This window comes from Neorhizobium turbinariae (assembly GCF_023223505.1).
Lineage (GTDB): Bacteria > Pseudomonadota > Alphaproteobacteria > Rhizobiales > Rhizobiaceae > Neorhizobium > Neorhizobium turbinariae.
The window spans coordinates 171,997-194,257 of sequence record NZ_JALPRY010000010.1 but is presented as its reverse complement, the minus strand read 5'-3'; the positions used below and the strand labels follow the sequence as shown (position 1 = coordinate 194,257).

Sequence of the window (22,261 nt, the reverse complement as noted above, 5' to 3'; positions counted from 1 at the left end):
CCACAAGGGAGATGACATTATGAGCGAAGTCTACATCTACGACCACGTGCGCACGCCGCGCGGTCGCGGCAAGAAGGATGGATCCCTGCACGAAGTGCCGGCGGTTCGCCTTGCCGCAAAGACGCTGGAAGCAATCCGCGACCGCAATGGCCTGGACACGTCCCAGGTCGACGACATCATCATGGGCTGCGTCGATCCGGTGATGGATTCCGGCGCCGTCATTCCGAAGGCGGCCGCCTTTGAGGCGGGTTATTCCTTCTCCGCCCCCGGCATGCAGATCTCGCGCTTCTGCGCCTCCGGTCTCGATGCGGTGAACTTCGGTGCCGCCAAGGTCATCGCCGGGTCTGATGACATCGTCATCGCCGGTGGTGTTGAATCCATGTCGCGCGTCGGCATGGGCATGTCCGGCGGCGCCTGGTACATGGACCCCTCGGTGAACTTCCCGGCCTATTTCATGCCGCAGGGCGTGTCCGCGGACCTCATCGCCACCAAGTACGGCTTCACCCGCGACGACGTTGATGCCTACGCGGTGGAAAGCCAGAAGCGCGCCGGCAAGGCCTGGGAGGCCGGTTACTTCAACAAGTCCGTCATCCCGGTAAAGGACCAGAACGGCCTCACCATCCTCGATCGGGACGAGCACATGCGCCCGACGACCGACATGCAGGCGCTGGCGTCGCTCAACCCGTCCTTCCAGATGCCGGGCGAAATGGGCGGCTTTGAAGCCGTCGGCATCCAGGCGCATCCGGAAGTCGAGAAGATCACCTATGTCCACCACGCCGGCAACTCGTCGGGCATCGTCGATGGCGCCGCGGCCGTGCTGCTCGGCTCCAGGAACGGTGGTGCGTCCATGGGCCTGAAGCCCCGCGCCCGCATAAAGGCTTTCGCCAATATCGGCTCGGACCCGGCGCTGATGCTGACCGGCCCGGTCGACGTCACCGAAAAGCTCCTGAAGCGCTCGGGCATGCAGCTTTCCGACATCGACCTTTTCGAGCTCAACGAAGCCTTCGCCGCCGTCGTCCTGCGCTACATGCAGGCCTTCGACATCAGCCACGACAAGATCAACGTCAACGGCGGCGCGATTGCCATGGGCCATCCCCTCGGCGCCACCGGCGCGATGATCCTTGGCACGGTGCTCGACGAACTGGAACGCCGCGACCTCAACACCGCCCTTGTCACGCTCTGCATCGGCGCGGGCATGGGCACCGCCACCATCATCGAACGCGTCTGAGGGAGGATTGACGATGACCTACAAGAACTTCACCGTCGAAACCGACGCCGATGGCATTGCGCTCGTTACCTGGGACATGCCGGACAAGTCGATGAACGTCTTCACCGTCGAGGTGATGGAGGAGATCGAACAGATCCTCGCCGCCACCGTGGCAGATGCCGCCGTCAAGGGCGTCGTCTTCACCTCCGGCAAGTCCACCTTCTCCGGCGGCGCAGACCTCACCATGATCCGCGGCATGTTCACCATGCTGCATGAGGAACAGGCGCGCGATCCGCAGGCCGCCAAGCAGAAGCTGTTCGAGGCCGCCGGCCGCATGTCCTGGCTGTGGCGCAAGATCGAGACCAACGGCAAGCCCTGGGTCTCCGCCATCAACGGCACCTGCATGGGCGGCGCATTCGAGCTGTCGCTTGCCTGCCACGGCCGCGTCGCCTCCAACGCCAAGTCCGTCAAGATCGCGCTGCCCGAGGTCAAGGTCGGCATCTTCCCCGGCGCCGGCGGCACCCAGCGCGTATCCCGCCTCACCGACGCGCAGTCGGCGCTGCAGATGATGACGACGGGCCAGTCGCTCACCGCCAGCCGCGCCAAGGCCATGGGCCTCGTGCACCAGGTGGTCGAGCCCGACCAGTTGATCCCAGCCGCCAAACAGATGATCAAGGATGGCCTCAAACCCGTCGCCCCATGGGATGAAAAGGGCTTCAAGGTGCCGGGTGGCGGCGTCTGGACGCCAGCGGCAGCCCAGCTCTTCCCGGCAGCGCCTGCCATCCTTCGGCGCGAAACCGCCGGCAATTACCCGGGCGCGCTTGCCATCCTCAAATGCGTCTATGAAGGCCTGCAGCTTCCCTTCGATACCGCGCTCAAGGTCGAGCAGCGTTACTTCACCCAGGTTCTCGGCACCACCGAAGCCTTCTCGATGATCCGCTCGCTGTTCATCTCCATGCAGGAACTCGGCAAGGGCGCCCGCCGCCCGGCTGGCGTGCCGAAGACGCAGATCAGAAAGGTCGGCGTCGTCGGCGCTGGCTTCATGGGCGCCTCGATCGCCTATGTCACGGCCGCCGCCGGCATTCCCGTGGTCCTCATCGACCGCGACCAGGAGGCCGCCGACAAGGGCAAGGCGCATTCCGAAAAGCTCGTCTCCGACCAGGTCGGCAAGGGCCGCATGACGAAGGAAGAGGGCGAAAAGCTCCTCTCGCTCGTCACCCCGACGCCGGATTACTCCACGCTCGCCGATGTCGATCTCGTGGTCGAAGCCGTGTTCGAGGATCGCGCCGTCAAGAAGGCGGTCATCGAGCAGGTGGAAGCGGTCATTGCCCCCACCACCATCTTCGCCTCCAACACCTCGACCCTGCCGATCACCGGGCTCGCCGAAAACTCCACGCGCCCGGAGCAGTTCATCGGCGTGCATTTCTTCTCGCCGGTCGAGAAGATGATGCTCACCGAAGTCATCCTGGGTGAGAAGACCGGCGACAAGGCGCTCGCCATGGCGCTCGATTTCGTCGCCAAGATCAAGAAGACGCCGATCGTCGTCAACGATACGCGCGGCTTCTTCGTCAACCGCTGCGTCTTCCGTTACATCAACGAAGCCTATGACATGCTGGCCGAAGGCGTGCCGGCGGCGATGATCGAGAATGCCGCCAAGATGGCCGGCATGCCGGTGGGCCCGCTGTCGCTCAACGACGAGGTTGCCGTTGACCTGTCGCAGAAGATCATGCGTGCCTCGATCGCCGATCTCGGCGAAGCCTCCGTCAAGCCGGGGCACATGAAGCTCATCGACAAGATGGTCGACGAGCTGGACCGCCGTGGCCGCAAGAATGGCAGGGGCTTCTACGAATATCCGGCAAAGCCCGCCAAAAAGTTCCTGTGGCCGGGCCTCAAGGATCTTTATCCGCAGAAGCCGGCGTCGGAAGTCGACGTCAACGTCCTGAAGCAGCGCTTCCTGGTGACGATCGCGCTCGAAGCCGCCCGCACGGTGGAAGAAGGCATCGTCACGGATCCGCGCGAAGCCGATGTCGGCTCCATCCTCGGCTTCGGTTTTGCGCCTTACACGGGCGGCACGCTGTCTTACATCGATGGGATGGGTGTTTCGAACTTCGTGGCGCTGGCGGAAAAGCTCGAGGCCCAATACGGCGATCACTTCGCGCCCACCCCGCTCTTGAAGGACATGGCCGCCAAGGGCGAGACCTTCTACACGCGGTTTGACCCGTACGGTAACGTGGGGAAGGCGGCTTAGGCCGCCTTTTCTTCTCGTAACGGCTAGTCATCAGTCGAACTAGGCCTCATCAGCAAGTGAGACTCTAGAAGAAAGCCGAGCATTTCCGATATCAATATCGAGAAGCGCACAAGCGTTATATTGTTTGACAACTCTGGATTCGTCAAAAGGGGCCTCCAGCGGCCATTGGCGTTCGTTGGTAATGGCCCCATCGCGAACCATAGCCAAAAAAGGTGTATTAGGATGGCTCTGAATGTCCCGGCAGAAGAAGCCGTCGACGTGGGAAATATTGGGTAGCTATCATACTCAATTTCCTCAATACCGAAGGCTGCTGCGAACCCCGCAGTGATTGTCGGGTGAAGAAGCATTGATCCGGCTAGCTCGGCATCCTCACGAAGAAAATCAACCACTTGGCTGCCCGGCGCTTGGATGACGGACGAGACGAATTCCGATACACGTCTCTTAATCTTATTCTTGCTTACATGGCGGTGCCAAAACTCATTGGCTTCGTCAGGTTCAACAGCTGCTACGAATTGCGCTGTTAGTTGCTCATCATGGATGCAGCATATCAGCACATCCACGTGCTCCAGATAAGCTCGTGTGAGTGCTCTGGCCTGCAGATCAAATCCTGCTTCTATTAGTTCAATGATCGCCCATAAATCGTTGGCCAGCCGCGACAAGAACGAGATTGCCGCAAGCTTTTCGGCGGTTGGCTCGATCTCTTCTTCGGCTAAAGGAAGATCTTGCAGGAGGGCAACTGCTAACAAGGAGAGCCACGTGGCTGCAATATTTGTACATCGATGGAGAACGTAGAACTCGGGATCGCTATCCAGAATGTGCTGAAGCTTCTTCCGCCGGCGATCTTGATCTTGCGAATTAAGAGTTTCGGTGTCTTCGGAAGCCGATGAAAAAGCTTCGATATCGCTTCTCAATAGTGGAGTCGAACAGATGCCTGATCTCGAGCTTCATGTGTATAATGTTCTCGGGTTTGGACCTCGGGTCAAGCCCGAGGATCCAGACACAAGCCTCTCACCACAGCTCGAAATACAAGTCCCGCCAGTCCGGGTTCATTGTCTCGATCAGCGCGATCTTCCATTTGCGGTACCACTGCTTCATCGTCTTCTCGCGCTGGATGGCATCGCGGATGTCCCAGAACTCCTCGTACCAGACGAGCTGTGTCAGTCCGTATTTCGAGGTGAAGCCCGGCGTCAGACCCTCCCGGTGCTCATAGATGCGGCGTTCGAGATCGGGCGTCACGCCGATATAGAGCGTGCCGTTTTTATGGTTGGTGACGATGTAGACATATCCCGTCATGCGTGCAGCATGGTTGGGCGGGTGCGTGTTCGTCAAGCGGCAGGCTTGGGTTTGGATCCTCGGGTCAAGCCCGAGGATGACGAACGGCGAGGGCGTGCCAGGCTGCCCCAAGAGAGGTTTGTGGTAGTGGCGCGCGATCAACGGCCATCTTGCCTGAGAGTCAGCAACGAGCGGATCCGTCGGCTTCCCTAGCGAAGTATCTGGTTTACAAGAGCAAGGCCACTCTTTGGGAACACTGCACCGCACGTTCTGCGCATTCTCGTTCGGCCCTCACTCGTGGCACCACACTGCTCCCTCTCTTTCGTCATCCTCGGGCTTGACCCGAGGATCCAGACACAACCACCTCTCCCCACGCACCCCCTCCCGCCCTACATCCCGCCCATGTGCAACGACTACGAACAACACATCCGGTATGCGGAATATCTCCGCGCGGTGGAGGAGGCGGGGCTGAAAGCGGCCGTGCACCAGGGCGAGGCGGATCTGCCCCAGGCCGATGACATCCGCATCGGCGATCTTGGACCGGTGATGCGGCTGGATGGCGATGTCGTCACGCTGTCGCCCATGACCTTCGGTTTCCCGCCACCGGCGGGCCAAGGGGGCAAGAAGAAGGCGGCGCCCGTCTTCAACTTCCGCTCGGAAGGCCGCGCCTTTGGCGAAAGTCGTCGCTGCCTCATTCCAGCCTCGGCCTTCTTCGAGTTCACCGGCACGAAATACCCGAAGGCCAAGCATCGTTTCACGCTGAATGCCGCACCGTTCCTGTGCATTGCCGGACTCTGGCGTGATGCGGCGGGCAAGGGCGAGACCAACCAGCCGCCGGCCTTCACCATGCTCACCACCGCGCCGGGCCCCGATGTCGCGCCGATCCACAACCGGCAGGTTGTCGTTCTGAAACCGGAAGACTGGCGCCACTGGCTTCATCTGAGCAAACCCGAAGCCGAACTGTTGCGCCCGCTGCCGGCCGGTTCGCTCGCCGTGGAGCAGGTGCGCCCCGGTCGGGACTGAGGCACGCGGTCATGGCGAAGCGGTGCTCCCCGCTGGGCATGAGCCTTGGGAGGTTTGCACCCCCCTCTGCCCTGCCGGGCATCTCCCCCTCAAGGGGGGAGATCAGCCAGATGCACCGGCCTCCCGACCATCGACGGCTGCGACTGGGATCATAACATCAAGCCCTGTGCCTCGAGCCCCGGGCCCCGTACCCCGAACCCTGAGCCTGCCGATCGCATCCTCTTCCTGCTGCTCCAGGTGCAGGGGATGGATGGAATTTGAAGCCCGGCCACGTGTGATCTCCCCCCTTGAGGGGGAGATGCCCGGCAGGGCAGAGGGGGGTCAACACAACCATCACCGTACGCAACCCGTGGACAATTCGCGGCCCCGCTTCAATCACATCAACGGCTTAAGCGCTTTTTCATCCCCGCCTTTTCGGCACCCGTTATTCTGTGCCTGCTTCCGCCGCCGGAGTGTTTCGCGAGACGTTCGCGGGCAGGCGGGAGCCGGCGCTCATCCTTCAAACCGTAACGTGCGGGGAGCGGATGAGAGGTGAAAGCCATGGCAGCGGATGTGTTGTGTAGTCCCGCGCCCTATCAAGCCTCCCCCTGGTCGACAGGCCAGGTACTGTTGAGCCGTGCAAGTGTTCCTGAGAAATCGGGGCACGCAGCGAGGCGAGGCGATCACCAGTAGGGACCGGAAGTCCCGAAAAAACGCCGAAGGCCACGCGAATGCGGAGCCACAGAATTACATTTAAGAGAGGTTTCGCATTCGCGTGCGCTCTCCGATCGTGCAGCGCCCCGAAAAACGGGAATCGGTTTCCGGGACGCTGCGGCAACAGAATTGACAACCCGCAACACGCTGGCCGCCGGTCCGCGTGACCGCCGAACCATGCCTTTGGGAGACGACATCATGGTCCAGAACGAAGAGGAATGGCGCCGCCTTGCCGCCGAGGAAGACAAGGAACCCTATCTCCCCGGATATACCTATGGCGAGTTCAAGGCGCTGTCCGAGCGCCAGAAGTCGCGCGAATACCAGAAGCTCACCCAGCACGTCACCAGCTTCCTCGGCTTCTGGAAAACCTGCAACCTTTCCGCCTGCCGCCGCGCCAGGGCCTGCCGCGGTTTCCTCACCGAGGCCCAGTACAACAGCAATCCCCGTTACCACAGTTCCTACCCGCCCTGCGTCGGCCCGCGTGGTGCGCGCCAGCAGGAGGTGCTTGCAAGTTTCAACGCCGCCTTCGGTTATCCCCCGGATGAGGATGAGGAGCCGAAATATGCCGGCCGCGGACCGGACGGCGGCCCGGAGTTCGGGTGACGCGCCCGATAACGCCCAAAGCCTGCCGTTGACCGGCGGGCTGGCGCACGGCTAGAACTCCCGGGTCTTGCACCGGGGAGGATGCCGGGGGCTCTGCCCGGCATTGTTGAAGATCATGCCGCGTCTGTCCGCCAGTTCCGTCCTGCCCGAAGGCATCACCTGGCCGGGTTTTGATCGGCAGGCGCTGAAACCCGGTATCCTGCATCTGGGGCTCGGCGCCTTCCACCGCGCCCACCAGGCCGTTTATACCGATGCGGCGCTCGGCGAAGAGTTCGGCGCCTGGGGCATCGTCGGGGTCAGCCTGCGCTCGGTCGATGTGGTGCATGATCTTGCCGCGCAGGACGGGCTTTATTCGGTCATCACCCGCAGCGCCGCAGGCGACCGGGCGCAGGTGGTGGGTTCGATCGTCAAGGGCCTGTCGGGCGCTGAAAACCGCGAGGAAATCCTGGCGCTGATGGCCGATCCCGCCATCCGCATCGTCACGATGACCGTCACCGAAAAGGCTTACGGGCTTGACCCGGCAACCGGCGGGCTTGACCGCAACCATCCGGCGGTTGCCGCCGATCTTGCCGCGCCGCAAGCGCCGGTCGGCATCGTTGGTTACCTCGTCGAGGGGCTGGCGCGCCGCCGCGACGCAGGGCTTTCCCCCTTCACGGTGCTGTGCTGCGACAACCTGCCGACCAATGGCCGCATCGTCCGGCGGCTGGTGATCGAGATGGCCGGCGCCCGAGATCCGGCGCTTGCCAACTGGATTGCCGGCGAAGGCGCGTTCCCGTCCAGCATGGTGGACCGCATCGTGCCCGCCGCGACCGAAGAGACCCGCGCCCGTGCCCGGAACCTGCTCGGCGTCGAAGATCGGCTGGCGCTCGATACCGAACCCTTCATGCAATGGGTGATCGAGGATCACTTCACCCTCGGCCGCCCGCGCTGGGAAGCCGGCGGCGCGCTGTTTGTCGATGATGTCGAGCCCTACGAGAAGATGAAGCTGCGGCTCCTCAACGGCTCGCATTCGATGATGGCCTATCTCGGCCAGATGAAGGGCCTGACCTATATCCGCGACGTTATCGCCGTGCCTGAATATCATGATGCCGTGCGCCGGCACATGGCCGCCGTCCTGGAAACGCTGGATCCCGTTCCGGGCGTTGATCTTGCCGCCTACCAGGACCAGTTGATCGCGCGCTTCTCCAATCCGGGCGTTGCGCATCTCACCCGCCAGGTCGCCATGGATGGCTCTCAGAAGCTGCCGCCGCGCATAATGACCCCCGCCGTGGAAGAACTCTCCAAGGGTAATGACGCGTCAGCCTTCGCTTACGTTGCGGCGGTCTGGCTTGTCTATCTCATGAAGGTGGACGACATCAACGACCCGCGCGCCGCGGAACTCAAGGCGGCGGCCGCCCGCTCGACGCCGGATGATCCGTCCGCGCCGTTCTTTGAGCTTCCGGGCCTCTTCCCGCAGCGTCTTGTCGAAAACCGCGCCTGGCGCGACCTCGTCAACGCGGAGATGGCGCGCCTCTAGCCGCGGAAGGTGTAGTCGGCGATAGACTGCGGCTTCATCTCGATTGAAAACCCCGGCCGCGTCGGCGGCATATAGGCGGCGTTGCGGATCACGCAGGGGTCGATAAAGTGCTCGTGCAGGTGATCGACATATTCGATCACCCGGCCGTCCTTGGTGCCGGAAACGGCAAGGTAGTCGATCATCGACAGGTGCTGCACGTATTCGCACAGGCCCACACCGCCGGCATGCGGCCAGACCGGCAGGTTGTACTTCGCCGCCACCAGCAGCACCGCCAGCACCTCGTTCAATCCGCCCATCCGGCAGGAATCGATCTGCACGATGTCGATCGCGCCCTCGGCTATGAACTGCTTGAACATGATGCGGTTCTGGCACATCTCGCCAGTCGCCACCTTCACCGGCTGGATGTTCTGGCGGATCTTGCGGTGCCCGGCAATGTCGTCCGGGCTTGTCGGCTCCTCAATGAAGAAGGGGTTGGCGAAGGCGAGCTTCGTCACCCAGTCGATCGCCTGGTCCACCTCCCAGACCTGGTTGGCGTCGATCATCAGGTAGCGGTCCGGGCCGATGACCTCGCGGGCGATCGTCAGCCGGCGGATATCGTCTTCCAGATCGCGCCCGACCTTCATCTTCACGTGGTTGAAACCGGCATCGACCGCCTCCTGGCAAAGGCGACGCAGTTTGTCTTCGGGGTAACCCAGCCAGCCCGCCGAGGTCGTGTAGCAGGCATAACCCTCACGCTTCAGCGTCTCGATCCGCTCCGCCTTTCCGGCTTCCGCCCGACGCAGGATCTGCAACGCGTCGTCGCGGGAAAGGACGTCCGTCAGGTAGCGATAGTCGACAATGTCGGCGATCTTCTCCGGCGGGATCTCGGCCACGAGCTGCCAGACCGGCTTGCCCTGCTGCTTGGCGTAGAGGTCCCAGAAGGCGTTGACCACGGCACCGGTGGCCAGATGCATGGCCCCCTTGTCGGGGCCGATCCAGCGCAACTGGCTGTCGCCTGTCAGGTGTCGCCAGAATTTTCCGGGCGCCTCGGCAAACGCCTCAAGCTCCTGCCCGACAACGAGGTGGCGCATCGCCTTGATCGCCATGCAGCAGATATCGTTGCCGCGGCCGATCGTGAAGGTTAGGCCATGACCGGCAAGGCCTGCCTCATCGGTGTCGAGGATGACATAGGCCGCGGAATAATCCGGGTCGGGGTTCATCGCATCCGAGCCGTCGAGGCTCTGCGAGGTCGGGAACCGGAGGTCGAAGACGCGAAGATCGGTAATGCGGGTCATCGATGTCCCCTGGCGATTCAGATGGTCCAGCCGCCATCGATGGCGTAGGCCTGGCCCGACGTGTAGGTCGCGCCGGCAAGATAAACGGCGAGTTCGGCGATTTCTTCCGGCGTGCCGAGCCGGCCCATCGGCTGGCGGGCAATGAAGGCGGCGCGGGCGGTCTCGTAATCGCCTTGCGCCTTCATCCGCTCCTGCAAGGACGGGCTTTCGACCGTGCCGGGGCAGATCGCGTTGCAGCGGATGCCCTGTGCCACGTAATCGGCGGCGACCGATTTCGTCAGCCCCAGGACGGCGGCCTTGGTGACGCCATAAGCGAAGCGGTTCGGCACGCCCTTGATGCTGGAGGCGACGGAGGACATGTTGATGATCGCGCCGTCCTGTTGGGCGAGCATGCCCGGCAGCACGGCACGGATCGTGCGGATCATCGAGCGCAGGTTGAGATCCATCGCGAAGTCGAGATCTTCGTCCTTCATCTCCAGGATGGAGCCCGCATGCACGAAACCGGCGCAGTTGAAGAGGATGTCGACGGTGCCGATGCTGGCGACGCACGCCTTCACCGCGTTCTCGTCAAGCACGTCAAGTCTGGCGGGGATGAGGTTTGCCTGCTTGGGCAGCGCGGCAAGCAGCGCCTCGTTGACGTCGGTGGCGTGAACGGTGGCGCCGGCCTCGGCGAATGCGAGTGCGGTCGCGCGGCCAATGCCTTGCCCGGCCGCCGTGACCAATGCCGTTTTTCCGTCCAGTCTGATCGTCATGGTTTTCCTCCTAAACCTGCACCGTGTTCTTGCAACCTTGCCTTCATACCTCGATCAGCGCCTTGACGACACCGGCCGACGGTTCCGTCAGTTGGGCGAAGCGTTCGGGCACATCCGAAAGTGTCATTCTATGGGTAATGAGGCTCGCGGGGATCTTGCCGTCGCGCATCGCAGCCATCACGCGCTCGAAATCGCTGCGCGTCGCGTTGCGGCTGCCGAGCAGGGTCGTTTCCCGCTTGTGGAATTCCGGATCGGAAAAGCGGATGTCGCTAGAGACGATCGAGACCAGCACATAGGTGCCGCCATGCGCGACAAAGGCAAAACCGCGCTCGATCGCCTTTGGGCTGCCGGTGGCGTCGAAGACCACGTCAAAGAAGTCGCCGCCAGTGATGGCGGATAGCTGTTCCTCGTCGTCCGCGCCGAGTTGCACCGTGGAGCCAAAGCCGAGTTGTTCGCGGGCAAAGCTGAGCCGGTCAGTGCGACCGTCCAGCAGCGTGACCTCGCCACCATCGAGACGGGCAAAGAGCGCCACGGCCAGCCCGATCGGCCCAGCGCCGGTGATCAGCACCTTCTGACCCGGCTCTATGCGTGCTCGAGCCACCGCATGTGCGCCGATCGCCAGAAATTCGACCATTGCCGCCTGGTCAACGGAAAGCCCATCGGCCTTCACCACGAATTCTTCCGGGAGGCTCAGATATTCCGTCATGCCGCCGTCCCGGTGGACGCCGAGCACGCCGATATTGCGGCAGCAGTTGGTCTTGCCGCGGACGCAGGCATTGCAGTGACCGCAGGAGATATAGGGGATGATGCAGACTGTATCGCCGGGGGCGAGGCTGCTGCCCACTGGCGCTTCCTCGACAATCCCGGCCAGTTCGTGGCCCATGACCCGCGGGTAGGAGAGATACGGCTGGTTGCCGCCGAAGATATGCAGATCGGTTCCGCAGACGCCGATGCGGCTGAGCCTGATCAGCACTTCAGCATCGGCGCGCACCGGGCGCACCCGTTCGATGGCCCGCAGCTTGCCCGGTTCATCACAGATAATGGTCAGCATGGATCCTCCGGGGCTGGTGGCACGACAAAGACAGCGAATTTTTCCTCCGCTGGCTTTAAGTGCTATTGCCGGAGCGGAAACTGGTCAAGCCAATTTCGCACGCGTGCTGCAGGTGCGGCTTTGCTGCGGCAATCTCGCGTGTTATGGTAAGGCCGCATCATCAATCTGCGGTATCTCATGAACAACATGATCAAGGGACCGGAGCCGCGTCGGCTCTATCAGCAGGTTGCGGACCAGATCCGCGGCCTGATCCAGGACGGGCAGCTTCTTCCAGGCGCGCGTCTTCCAGCCGAACGCGATCTCGCCCAGCAACTCGGCGTGTCCCGTCCCTCGCTGCGCGAAGCGCTGATCGCCCTTGAAATCGAAGGCAGTGTCGAGATCCGCATGGGGTCTGGCATCTATGTGACGGCTGAGCAGGACCGTCGCCCGTGGCAACTGGGCTCGATGGGCGAAAGTCCGCTGGAACTGATGCAGGCCCGCGCGACCGTGGAGGGTGCGGTCGTTCTGCTGGCCGCGGCGCGGGTGACGCAAGAGTTCCTCGATTCACTGCGCCAGGTGCTGGACCAGATGAAGGTGGAGATCGACGAAAACCGCAAGCCGATCGACCAGGATCGCCTGTTCCACCTTGCGATCGCCACACAATCCGGCAACTCGATCCTGGCCCATATCGTAGGCGACCTGTTCGACGAGCGGCACAGCCCGATCTCGGCGCAGATCCGGGTGCGCTACGAGACGCCACAGACCTGGATCGCGGCGCTTGCCGAACACGAAGCAATCTACAGCGCCCTTGAAGCACGCAACCCGCTGCTCGCCCAGGCCAGGATGCATGCGCATCTGGAAGAATCGAAACAGAGATGGATGAACCAGGAGCCGCGGTAACACGCTCGGCTGGGAGGAATGACAATGGACATCACTGCAATCTCGCCCGTCATCGTGCTCAACCCGGTTGACGATGTCGCCGTGGCGCGCAAGTCAATCCAGGCCGGCAGCCCGACCGGCTACGGCGATGTTGTTGCGCGCGACCTGATCGGCCGCGGCCACAAGGTGGCGATCAAGCCGATCCCGGCCGGACATGAGGTGAAGAAATACGGCCAGGTCATCGGCCTTGCGACGCAGGACATCGCGGTCGGCAGCCATGTCCACCTGCACAACCTCGCCATGCTGCCGTCGGAGCATGAACACCAGTTCAGCGTCGATATCGAAGAAAAGGGAATGCTGCCAGAAGCGGAACGGCGAACCTTCCTCGGCTTCGATCGCGGTGTCGGTGGCGCAGGAACGCGCAACTTCATCGGCGTCATTTCGTCGGTCAACTGTTCGGCGACCGTATCACGCTACATTGCCGACTACTTCAACCGCATGGGCGGGCTGGACGGCTTCCCCAATGTCGATGGAGTCGTGGCGCTCACCCATGGCGGCGGCTGTGCGCTCAACACCAAGTCGGAAGGTTACCGGCTGCTGATCCGCACCATTCAGGGATATGCCAAGCATCCGAACTTCGGCGGCATCCTGATGATCGGCCTCGGCTGTGAAACCAACCAGATCGCCCCCATTCTGGAGCACTACCGGATGGAAGAGGGCGACCGGCTGCGCACCATGAACATCCAGCAGCACGGCGGCACGAAGAAAACCATCGATGCTGCGATCGCCATCATCAAGGAAATGCTGCCGGGCGTGAACGCTGCGGTGCGCACGCCGCAGCCGCTGTCGAAGCTGAAGCTCGCGCTCGAATGCGGCGGCTCCGACGGTTATTCCGGCATCTCCGCCAATCCGGCGCTGGGTTATGCGTCCGATCTCATCGTGCGCAATGGCGGCACGACCGTACTTTCGGAAACGCCCGAAATCTATGGCGCAGAACACCTGCTGACGCGCCGCGCGGTGACGCCTGATGTGGCGCAGAAGCTTCTGCAGCGGATCGACTGGTGGCGTGACTACACCGCCCGCAACGGTGATGAGCTCAACAACAACCCGTCCTACGGCAACAAGCTGGGTGGCCTGACGACCATCCTGGAGAAATCGCTCGGCGCCGTTGCCAAGGGCGGCTCCATGCCGCTGAAGGCGGTGTATGAGTTTGCAGAAACGGTGACTGAACCGGGGTTCGTGTTCATGGATACGCCTGGCTACGATCCGGTCGCCGTGACGGGCCAGGTGGCTGGCGGCTGCAATGTCATCTGTTTCACCACCGGCCGCGGCTCCGTTTCGGGCTTCAAGCCAGCGCCCTGCATCAAGATCGCCACCAACTCCGAAATGTACGAGCACATGAAGGAGGACATGGACCTCAACTGCGGCGGCATCGTCACCGGTGACGAAACGATCGAGGAGGCGGGCACGCGCATCTTCGAGGATGTGATTGCGGTGGCATCCGGCAAGAAGACGCTGAGCGAGATCTACGACTACGGCGACAACGAATTCGTGCCTTGGCAGGTCGGGGCCGTGACCTAAAAGAAAAGGCAGCGACTGAGGTCGCTGCCTTTTCGTTCTGCTGTCTCTGCTCGCTTAGCGAATGACCATCTGCTGCGGAGCATTCGGCTTCTTCGGCGCCTGAACCTTGACGGAAGCGGGTTCAGCCGCGGTGCCAAACAGCTTTTCACGTTCGCGCCACAGGGCGGGGATCGACAGGAGCGCGATCGCAACAAGCGCAATGGCGGTCTTGGTCAGTTCGTCCAGCTCCGGCGTACGGCCGTCGAAGTAATAGACGAAGTAGACGATCGCGACGTGCCACACGTAGACGTAAAGCGAGTGGCGGCCGAGAAGCTGCAGGTAACGGATCGAGAAGACCCAGGTCAGCGCACCGGCAACGCGGCGAACCCATTCAGCCTTGTGCTTCGGACCGGCAATCAGCAACCAGGTGACCAGCAGCGACATGGCGGCGAAGTTCAGGAGATAGACCGGGCCGAAATCGGCGCGGATTTCCATCGAGGCGAACTTGCCGATCATGTGCGCCGGCATCATCTCGTGTGCCGTGATGATGCGCAGCGGCAGGAAGAACAGCACCAGCACCAGGCATGCCTTCGGGATGAAGGTATTTTCCGGCGAAAGGATCTTCTTCCACTCGATCTTGCCAGCGGAGGTGAGCGCGCCAAGCACGAGCGCCGAATAGAAGACGATCTGCCAGCCGAACAGATTGAAGGATGCGCGGATACCTTGGTCGTCGGCGCCCTTGATCATTTCGTTGATTGGGGTGGTAACCACCTGCTGCAGGCCAAGCTGGGCTGCCATCCACAACATCAGCGAACCGGCGATGACATAGTGCCACTTGCCGTCCAGCACGAGCTTCACGAGCATCGGCGCAAACAGCATGTAGACGATGTACTGCGGCAGGATATCCATGAAGGTGGGCTGGAAGAAGAAGGTGGCGATCGCGGCCAGACGCAGCGGGTCATCGAAATTCGTGTAGCCCAGCCAGTTGAACCAGGTCGTGTAGGCGCCCGGCAGGATCATCTGCGCGACGAGGACGGCGAGGATGATGCCCATCGCATAACGATAAAGCTCGAAGGCGCGGGTATAGATGGCGGTGCGGCCGGCTTCATAACCGTTGCGCAGCATCTTCTTGGCGTAGACCATCCCGATCAGGAGACCCGACAGGAACACGAAGCCCTGTGCGTCCTCGACGAAAGCCAGTTGGTTGTGGTTGATCTTCACCAGGAAATAGCCGCCGGCAAAGATGAGGTGGTTGAGCACCATGAAAACGAGGAAATACCCTCGCATCCCATCAATAATATCAAAGCGTTTCATCGGTCGCGGTCTCCGTCTCTGCCGGTCCCGATAGCGGCTGCCGCTCGGTCCGTAAGGCCTCTGCGGGCCAGGAAGTCACGCGCCTAAACGTCTCGAAAAGCCGGCTGGTTCCGCCAAGGATCCTCGGGGAAAGGCTCTTCATAGGCGGTTCAGGCTTCAACAACCATAAACTGTCCGTGATGACTGCCCCATGAACAAGCAAATCCTGGGGACAAAAAAGTGGGGGGAATTACTCCGCCGCGACCTGCTTGAGGCCTGCAACCTGGGTGATATAGGCGCGCATGGCGGCAGGCTTCACCGGCTTGTGCTGGACGGTGATATCATGCCGTTCCGCCTCGCTGCGCACATCGGGCGTGCGGTCAGCTGTGATGAGGAGCGCCGTGATGTCGCTCCCGTAGCGCTCGCGCAGCATCAGGATCGCGTCGATGCCGTTGCCGTCGTCGAGATGGTAGTCGGCAATGATGATGTCCGGCGGCGGCTCATGGCTGTCCATCAGTTGTTTGAGCGCCTCGATCGAATCCGCCTTGCCGACGGTGCAGCCCCAGCCGCTGATCAAAAGCGCCATGCCATCGAGGATCTGCGGTTCGTTGTCGATGCACAGCACCCGCAAGCCATTGAGCGGCTGTGAGCGTTTGCGCCGCTGCGGCTCGGCAGCGGAAGCAGGTTTGGCCGCCGCGGTATCCATCGGCACCTCGACCCGGAACACCGTGCCGCGGCCGGGGGTGGAGGCAAGTTCGACCGGGTGGCTCAGCGCCCGCGAGATGCGGTCAACGATCGACAAGCCGAGGCCAAGCCCCGTCGCGGTGCGGGCACCCTCATCGAGTCGGGCAAACTCCTTGAACACGGTGCTGAACTTCGATGGCGGGATGCCGATGCCGGAATCCAGCACCTCGATCACTACATGCTCGCCGCGCCGCCGCGCGCCCACCAGAACCTTGCCGTCGATCGTGTACTTGATGGCGTTTGACACAAGGTTCTGGATCAGGCGACGTAGGAAGTTCGGGTCAGACCGAACCCGCAGCGAGGTCGGCATGACCCGGAACGCGAGGTTCTTTTCCTGCGCGACCGGCGCAAAATCGGTCTCGATGCGGCGAAGCAGGTCATCGAGTGGGACGGAGGTGATGCGCGGTTTCATGGCGCCGGTATCAAGGCGCGAGATGTCAAGCACGGCGCCGAGGATGGCTTCCACCGACTCAAGCGCAGAGTCGATGTTGCGCACGAGCGAGCCGTTGCCGTCTGCCGTGCCGAGCCTTTCGACCAGAGCCGAGGAGTAGAGCCGGGCGGCATTCAGCGGCTGCAGGATGTCATGGCCGGCGGCGGCAAAGAAACGCGTCTTGCCCAGGTTGGCCTCGTCGGCGGATGCCCGTGCTTCGGCAAGCTCACGATTGACGCGGGTGAGTTCGGCGGTGCGTTCGCTGACACGCTGCTCGAGGGTTTCGTTGGCTTGTTTGAGGGCGCGGTCGGCGGCCACGCGTTCGGTAATGTCGGTGAAGGTCGCAACGATGCCCTTGTCCGGCATGGCGTTGGAGCGCACTTCGATGATCCTTTCGCCGCCATTGAGGACGAGCGAGAAGGGCGCATCGAGCATGTGGAAGTGACGGATGAGATCCGCCTGGTCGCTTTCCGCCACGTCGCCACGCTCAGCGAGCAGTGCCACGATGTCGGCAAGCGGATAACCGACCTGGCCGATCTGCTCCGGCAGGTCGAGCAGCGCGCGGAAGCGCCGGTTCCAGATCGTCAGCCGCTCGGAACTATCGAAGACGGCGATGCCCTGGTCCATCTGCGACAGCGCCGTCTGCAGCATGTCCTGGTTATACTGGAGCGCTTCGCTTGCCTGGTCGAGCAGCCAGGCCGTGTCGGCATTGGTATCTTCCGCCTTCTGCAGGATCAGCGAAAGAACGAGCCGCGCCGACGACGAGCCGATGGCGCTGCCGAGCAACTGCTCGGAAAAGTGGATCATCGCCATGTCGGCGGGCTGTTCGTCGCTGAAGGTGCGGCCGGCCGTCTGTTCGTAGTTGGAGAAGGAGCGCCGCATGCGCTCCTCGCCAAGGTAACGCGCGATGGCGGTCTTCAGGTCGCCGACACTGACACGGGTTTTCCAGCCGCGCGTTGCAAACTGCGAACGCAAGTGGCGCTTGACGAAGATGCCCGCCTGGATGCGTTCGATCGGGCGCGGGTTGCGCGATAGAGAGCCGAGAACGAAGGCGAGCGTATTGAGCGCCAGGCTGAAGATCGTCACGTTGACGAGCGGATCGGTTTCCGGTCCGTTGAAGACTTCGGTGCCGGGGATGAGGAAGTTCAAGACCGCCGTGGCCAAGTGGGAATTGTCAGGCCCGCCAAGGCTTGGCACCAGAAGTAGGTAGGCCCAGGCGAGGAAGCCGAGGGTGAGGCCGAGGATCGCGCCGCGGGCGTTCGCCCGGTGCCAGATCAACCCGCCGAACAGTGCCGGCGCCATCTGCGCAATCGCCGCGAAGGCGAGAAGGCCGATCGAGGCAAGGCCCGACTGGCTGTCGGCCATCCGGTAATAACCGTAGCCCAGCAAGAGTACGAAGAAGATCGCCAACCGCCGGATGTTGAGGAGCGTGCGGGTAAAGTCGTCGCTTTGGCCGGAGCGTGAGGCCATCAACCGCTGGCGCAGGAAGATCGGGATGACGATGTCGTTGGAAATCATGATCGACAGCGCGACCGACTCAACGATGACCATGGCCGTCGCCGCCGAAAACCCGCCGATGAAGGCGATCAGCGATACGAGTTTCAGCTCGTTCGCCAGCGGCAGGGTCAGGACATAGAGGTCAGCGTCGCCGATGCCGCCGAAGGCAATCAGCCCCGCCACCGCGATGGGAAGGACGAAGATATTGATGGCAATCAGGTAGATCGGCAGCAGCCAGCCCGCCGCCCGCCGCTCCCGGGGGGTGCGATTTTCCACGACGGTGACGTGGAACTGCCGCGGAAGCAGCAGGATCGCGCACCCCGACAGCAGGGTCAGGATCAGCCAGCGGCTGAGCGGCGTCTCATAGTTCATCGCCGATGTGGCAAGCAGGCTGTCGGATGCCTTCTGCCAGAGATCGGCAGGCCCCTCGAACACGAGGAAGGTGAGGGTGAGCCCGACGGTGACGAAGGCGACGAGCTTGACGACCGATTCCATCGCAACCGCGAGGATCAGGCCGTCCTGGTGTTCGGTGGCATCCGTATGGCGCGTGCCGAAGACGACGGCAAAGCAGGCCATCAGCAGCGTCACGATGAGGGCGAGGTCAATGAAATAAAGGTTGCCGCTGCCGATGCCGTAATCGGTCGGATCCACCATCACTGCGACGGAACTGGAGACCGCCTTCAGCTGAAGGGCGATATAGGGTATCGCGCCGACCAGCGCGATGCCGGCCACGATCATCGCGACGGTGGAGTTCTTGCCGTACCGCGCGGCGATGAAATCCGCCACCGAGGTGAGCTTTTCCGCCTTGGCGAGTTCAACGATCCGCCGGACGAGCGGCATGCCGAGCGTGAAGACGAGGATCGGGCCGATATAGATGCCGGTAAATTCCAGCCCCTTGAGGGACGCCAGGCCGACGCCGCCAAAATAGGTCCAGGAGGTGCAGTAGATCGCAAGGCTCAGGGCATAAACGAGGGGGCGCCCCTGCTTCGGCACGCCGAACCGACGGCTATGCCGGTCCCCGAAGCTGGCCACGGCGAAGAGCAGCAGGATATAGGCAAACGCCGAAACGAAAATGATCCAGCCCGGAACCATCCATCCTCACCACGATCGTGCGGAATGTCCTGCACGCTTCCACGACGTTTTGCCGCTGCCTGAGTGCGAACATTACGGGAAAAGCATGTGCTTGGAAATCGGAGCCGTTTCGTCCAAAAGTCCAATGGGAAGGCGCGACGCGAAATCGTCTTTTCAGCGGCGCGGGACTCGTTATTTTAACATCTGTAAAGTGATCGCCAAACGGGGGCTCCCAGAATGTCAGTTGTCAGCGAATTCAGATCATTCATCGCCAAGGGGAATGTCATTGATCTCGCAGTCGGTATCATCATCGGCGGCGCGTTCACCGGCATTGTCAATTCGCTGGTGAATGACATCGTCATGCCGGTCGTGGGCGCCGTCACCGGGGGCGGCTTCGATTTCTCGAACTACTTCCTGCCGCTTTCGAGCGCCGTCACCGCGCCGGCCCTGGAAGAAGCCCGCAAGCAGGGTGCCGTGTTTGCCTACGGCAGCTTCATCACCGTCTTCATCAACTTCCTGATCCTGGCATGGATCATCTTCCTGATGGTCAAGGCCGTGAACAAGCTGCGCGCCATGGAAGCCAAACAGCCGGCCGACGAAGCGCCTGCACCGCCGCCGGCTGACGTGCAACTGCTGACCGAAATCCGCGACCTGCTCAAGGCGAAGTGATTTATTGATCACGCTCTGAGGATTCATCATCGGAATCGATGATGTGCTCAATGATAGTCATGGGATTTCCAACTGCGCTTGCGCTAGAAAAAGCGAAACTCGCTTAAGGGAATCTCATGTCGATCATCAGCAGTCTCAGCCCCCGTGCCGTCGCGGCGCCGGAAAGCGGCATTGTCGAAGTCATCAACTACGCGCGCGGTCGCGAAGGCCTGATCCCGCTATGGGCGGGCGAAGGCGACCTGCCAAGCCCTGACTTCATCAATCGTGCCACAACCGAGTCGCTGGCGGCCGGCGAGACCTTCTACACCTGGCAGCGCGGTATTCCCGAACTGCGCCAGGCGCTGTCGGATTATTATGCCCGCCACTTCTCGGTTTCGCTGCCGGTCGAGCATTTCTATGTGACCGGCTCGGGCATGCACGCCATCATGCTGGCCGTGCAGGCCGTTGCATCGCCCGGTGACGAGATCATCTACCTGTCGCCGACCTGGCCAAACATCATCTCGGCCATCGACATTTCCGGTGCCCATTCGGTCGGCCTGCCGCTCGATTTCGTCGGTGGCCGCTGGGCGCTCGATCTCGCCAAGCTTGAAGCCGCGATCACGCCGAAGACCAAGGGCTTCTTCATCAACACGCCGGCGAACCCGACTGGCTGGACGGCAAACCTCGAGGACCTCAAGGCGATCCTCGCGCTTGCCCGCAAGCACGGCATCTGGATCATCGCCGACGAAATCTACGCCCGCTACTATTACGCCGGTGCGGCGCGCGCGCCATCCTTCCTTGACGTGATGGAAGAGGGCGACCGGATCATCTTTGCCAACTCCTTCTCCAAGAACTGGTCGATGACCGGCTGGCGTGTCGGCTGGCTCGTTGCTCCGCCGGAAATGGGCCAGGTGATCGAAAACCTCGTGCAGTACTCCAACTCGGGTGTCGCGCACTTCCTGCAGCGCGGCGCGGTGGCGGCGCTGAACGATGGGGATGCATTCGTGCAGAGCAATATCGACCGGGCAACCCAGGCCCGCGATATCCTTTGTGATGCGCTGATTGCCACCAACCGCGTCCAGACCCTGAAGCCGGACGGCGCGATCTACGCCTTCCTGAAGGTCGACGGCATTACCGACAGCCGCCAGGCGGCGCTCGACATGGTGGACAAGATCGGCGTGGCGCTGGCGCCAGGATCGGCCTTCGGCAAGGGTGGCGAGCTGTTCCTGAGAGCCTGCTTCCTGCGCAATCCGGCGCATGTGGAGGAGGCGGCAGGACGTCTCGCCGACTACATCAAAGGGCTCTGATCCCGGTTTGGGACGCTTTCGATAAAACTCGAATAATTCGGTAGAGAGCCTGTTTTCTCTACCTCGACATAAACCCGGCGGAGCCGCCGCCGGGTAAGCATTGCTGAAGAACGGCCGTGATTTTCTCCTGCAAAACATAAGCAGGGAAGAAAAACATGGCAGTCCTGGTTACCGGCGGTGCAGGTTACATCGGCAGCCACATGGTATGGGCGCTTCTGGATGCGGGCGAGGAGCTGGTCGTGGTCGACCGCCTGTCCACCGGCTTCCGCTGGGCCGTGCCGAGTGCGGCAAAGTTCTACTTCGGCGATGTCGGCGACCAAGCGATCCTGCGGCAGATCTTCGCCGAGAACAACATCGACGCCATCCTGCATTTTGCAGGCTCGATCGTGGTGCCGCAGTCGGTCGCCCATCCGCTCGACTATTACGAAAACAACACCAGCAAGACCCGGATCCTCGCGGCCGCTGCCGTCGATCACGGCATCAAGCATTTCGTGTTCTCCTCCACGGCCGCCGTCTACGGTGACCAGAAGGATGACGTGCCGGTGCTGGAGAGCGTCACGCCGCAGCCGAAGAACCCATACGGCCAATCGAAACTGATGTCGGAGATGATGCTGCGCGATGCCGCGGCAGCGCATGACTTCCGCTTCGTGGCGCTGCGTTACTTCAACGTTGCGGGTGCCGATCCGCTCGGCCGCGCGGGATTGTCGACGGAAGGCGCGACCCACCTGATCAAGATCGCCTGCGAGGCAGCACTCGACAAGCGGCACGGCGTTGATGTCTACGGAACCGACTACGCGACGCCGGACGGAACCGGTATCCGCGACTATATCCACGTGACTGACCTTGTTGAGGCGCACCTGAAAGCCTTGAGCTACTTGCGCCGTGGTGGCGAGCCGCTGATCGCCAATTGCGGTTATGGCCGCGGGTATTCGGTTCTCGAAGTGCTCGATGCGGTGATGCGCGTCAGCGGCAACCGGTTCGAGATCAACTACGGGCCGCGTCGCCCTGGGGACGCCGCAAGTGTCATCGCCAACTCGACGCTTGCCCGCCGGCTCCTGGAATGGAAGCCGCGCCACGATGATCTCGATCTGATCGTTGAGACGGCGCTGAACTGGGAACGGGGCCTCATCAACCGCAGGGTCAACGACCTGCGCTCGCTGCATGGGCGGCTGGCCGCGGTGCGCTTCTGACCACAAGAAAAAGGGAGAGCCGCG

At 62.2% G+C, this 22,261-nt stretch carries 17 protein-coding genes; 10 read left to right on the top strand and 7 right to left on the bottom strand.

The genetic code is table 11. The features are described 5' to 3' along the window. Positions 1–19 precede the first annotated feature (19 nt). Both M0654_RS09555 and M0654_RS09550 read left to right on the top strand, forming a co-directional pair. A complete protein-coding gene (locus tag M0654_RS09555; protein WP_248682883.1) occupies positions 20–1,228 on the top strand; it encodes an acetyl-CoA C-acetyltransferase in 1,209 nt (402 codons plus the stop codon). Positions 1,229–1,241: 13 nt separating this feature from the next. Next, positions 1,242–3,455, top strand: coding sequence for an FAD-dependent oxidoreductase (locus M0654_RS09550; RefSeq protein WP_248682882.1), 2,214 nt, complete (start codon positions 1,242–1,244; stop codon positions 3,453–3,455). 23 nt (positions 3,456–3,478) lie between these two features. Here the strand turns inward: M0654_RS09550 and M0654_RS09545 are convergent, their stop codons facing one another. Then, entirely contained in the window at positions 3,479–4,366 is an 888-nt protein-coding gene (locus M0654_RS09545) for a hypothetical protein (protein WP_248682881.1), read from the bottom strand. A 97-nt stretch (positions 4,367–4,463) separates the two neighbouring features. Beyond that, on the bottom strand, positions 4,464–4,748 hold the full coding sequence (locus M0654_RS09540; protein WP_248683056.1) for a GIY-YIG nuclease family protein: 285 nt from the start codon (positions 4,746–4,748) through the stop codon (positions 4,464–4,466). A gap of 381 nt (positions 4,749–5,129) precedes the next feature. Between M0654_RS09540 and M0654_RS09535 the strand changes: the two genes are divergently transcribed. The 3 genes from M0654_RS09535 to M0654_RS09525 all read left to right on the top strand — a co-directional run bounded on the left by M0654_RS09535 (position 5,130) and on the right by M0654_RS09525 (position 8,562). Next, positions 5,130–5,750: an SOS response-associated peptidase gene (locus M0654_RS09535; protein ID WP_248682880.1), complete on the top strand. Its 621-nt coding sequence runs from the start codon at positions 5,130–5,132 to the stop codon at positions 5,748–5,750. Between the two features lie 891 nt (positions 5,751–6,641). Then, the gene (locus M0654_RS09530) at positions 6,642–7,046 is read left to right on the top strand and encodes a hypothetical protein (protein ID WP_248682879.1); all 405 of its coding nucleotides are present in this window, start codon (positions 6,642–6,644) and stop codon (positions 7,044–7,046) included. Positions 7,047–7,158: 112 nt separating this feature from the next. Then, positions 7,159–8,562, top strand: coding sequence for a mannitol dehydrogenase family protein (locus M0654_RS09525; protein WP_449289663.1), 1,404 nt, complete (start codon positions 7,159–7,161; stop codon positions 8,560–8,562). Here M0654_RS09525 and M0654_RS09520 read toward each other — a convergent pair. The 3 genes from M0654_RS09520 to M0654_RS09510 are packed head-to-tail and all read right to left on the bottom strand — an operon-like array spanning position 8,559 to position 11,639. Next, positions 8,559–9,836 carry an L-fuconate dehydratase gene (locus M0654_RS09520; protein WP_248682877.1) on the bottom strand — a complete coding sequence of 426 codons (1,278 nt, stop codon included), beginning with the start codon at positions 9,834–9,836 and terminating at the stop codon, positions 8,559–8,561. The genes M0654_RS09525 and M0654_RS09520 overlap by 4 nt on opposite strands. A gap of 17 nt (positions 9,837–9,853) precedes the next feature. Next, positions 9,854–10,588 (bottom strand): SDR family oxidoreductase, encoded by a 735-nt coding sequence (locus M0654_RS09515; protein ID WP_248682876.1) that lies wholly within the window; start codon positions 10,586–10,588, stop codon positions 9,854–9,856. A gap of 43 nt (positions 10,589–10,631) precedes the next feature. Continuing rightward, positions 10,632–11,639, bottom strand: a complete 1,008-nt coding sequence (locus tag M0654_RS09510; protein WP_248682875.1) for a zinc-binding alcohol dehydrogenase family protein — start codon at positions 11,637–11,639, stop codon at positions 10,632–10,634. Between the two features lie 177 nt (positions 11,640–11,816). Here M0654_RS09510 and M0654_RS09505 point away from each other — a divergent pair, with 177 nt between their 5' ends. Beyond that, positions 11,817–12,518: a FadR/GntR family transcriptional regulator gene (locus tag M0654_RS09505; RefSeq protein WP_248682874.1), complete on the top strand. Its 702-nt coding sequence runs from the start codon at positions 11,817–11,819 to the stop codon at positions 12,516–12,518. A gap of 24 nt (positions 12,519–12,542) precedes the next feature. After that, entirely contained in the window at positions 12,543–14,078 is a 1,536-nt protein-coding gene (locus M0654_RS09500; RefSeq protein ID WP_248682873.1) for a UxaA family hydrolase, read from the top strand. Positions 14,079–14,132: 54 nt separating this feature from the next. Here the strand turns inward: M0654_RS09500 and M0654_RS09495 are convergent, their stop codons facing one another. Both M0654_RS09495 and M0654_RS09490 read right to left on the bottom strand, forming a co-directional pair. Further along, complete coding sequence (locus tag M0654_RS09495; protein ID WP_118848637.1) at positions 14,133–15,371, bottom strand: OpgC family protein; 1,239 nt, start codon at positions 15,369–15,371, stop codon at positions 14,133–14,135. A 229-nt stretch (positions 15,372–15,600) separates the two neighbouring features. Continuing rightward, on the bottom strand, positions 15,601–19,113 hold the full coding sequence (locus M0654_RS09490; protein ID WP_248682872.1) for a hybrid sensor histidine kinase/response regulator: 3,513 nt from the start codon (positions 19,111–19,113) through the stop codon (positions 15,601–15,603). A gap of 216 nt (positions 19,114–19,329) precedes the next feature. Here M0654_RS09490 and mscL point away from each other — a divergent pair, with 216 nt between their 5' ends. The 3 genes from mscL to galE all read left to right on the top strand — a co-directional run bounded on the left by mscL (position 19,330) and on the right by galE (position 22,237). Then, on the top strand, positions 19,330–19,761 hold the full coding sequence (gene mscL / locus M0654_RS09485; protein WP_118848639.1) for a large conductance mechanosensitive channel protein MscL: 432 nt from the start codon (positions 19,330–19,332) through the stop codon (positions 19,759–19,761). A 116-nt stretch (positions 19,762–19,877) separates the two neighbouring features. After that, positions 19,878–21,047 (top strand): pyridoxal phosphate-dependent aminotransferase, encoded by a 1,170-nt coding sequence (locus tag M0654_RS09480; RefSeq protein ID WP_248682871.1) that lies wholly within the window; start codon positions 19,878–19,880, stop codon positions 21,045–21,047. Positions 21,048–21,202: 155 nt separating this feature from the next. Next, entirely contained in the window at positions 21,203–22,237 is a 1,035-nt protein-coding gene (gene galE, locus M0654_RS09475; RefSeq protein WP_248682870.1) for a UDP-glucose 4-epimerase GalE, read from the top strand. The last annotated feature ends 24 nt before the right edge of the window (positions 22,238–22,261 follow it).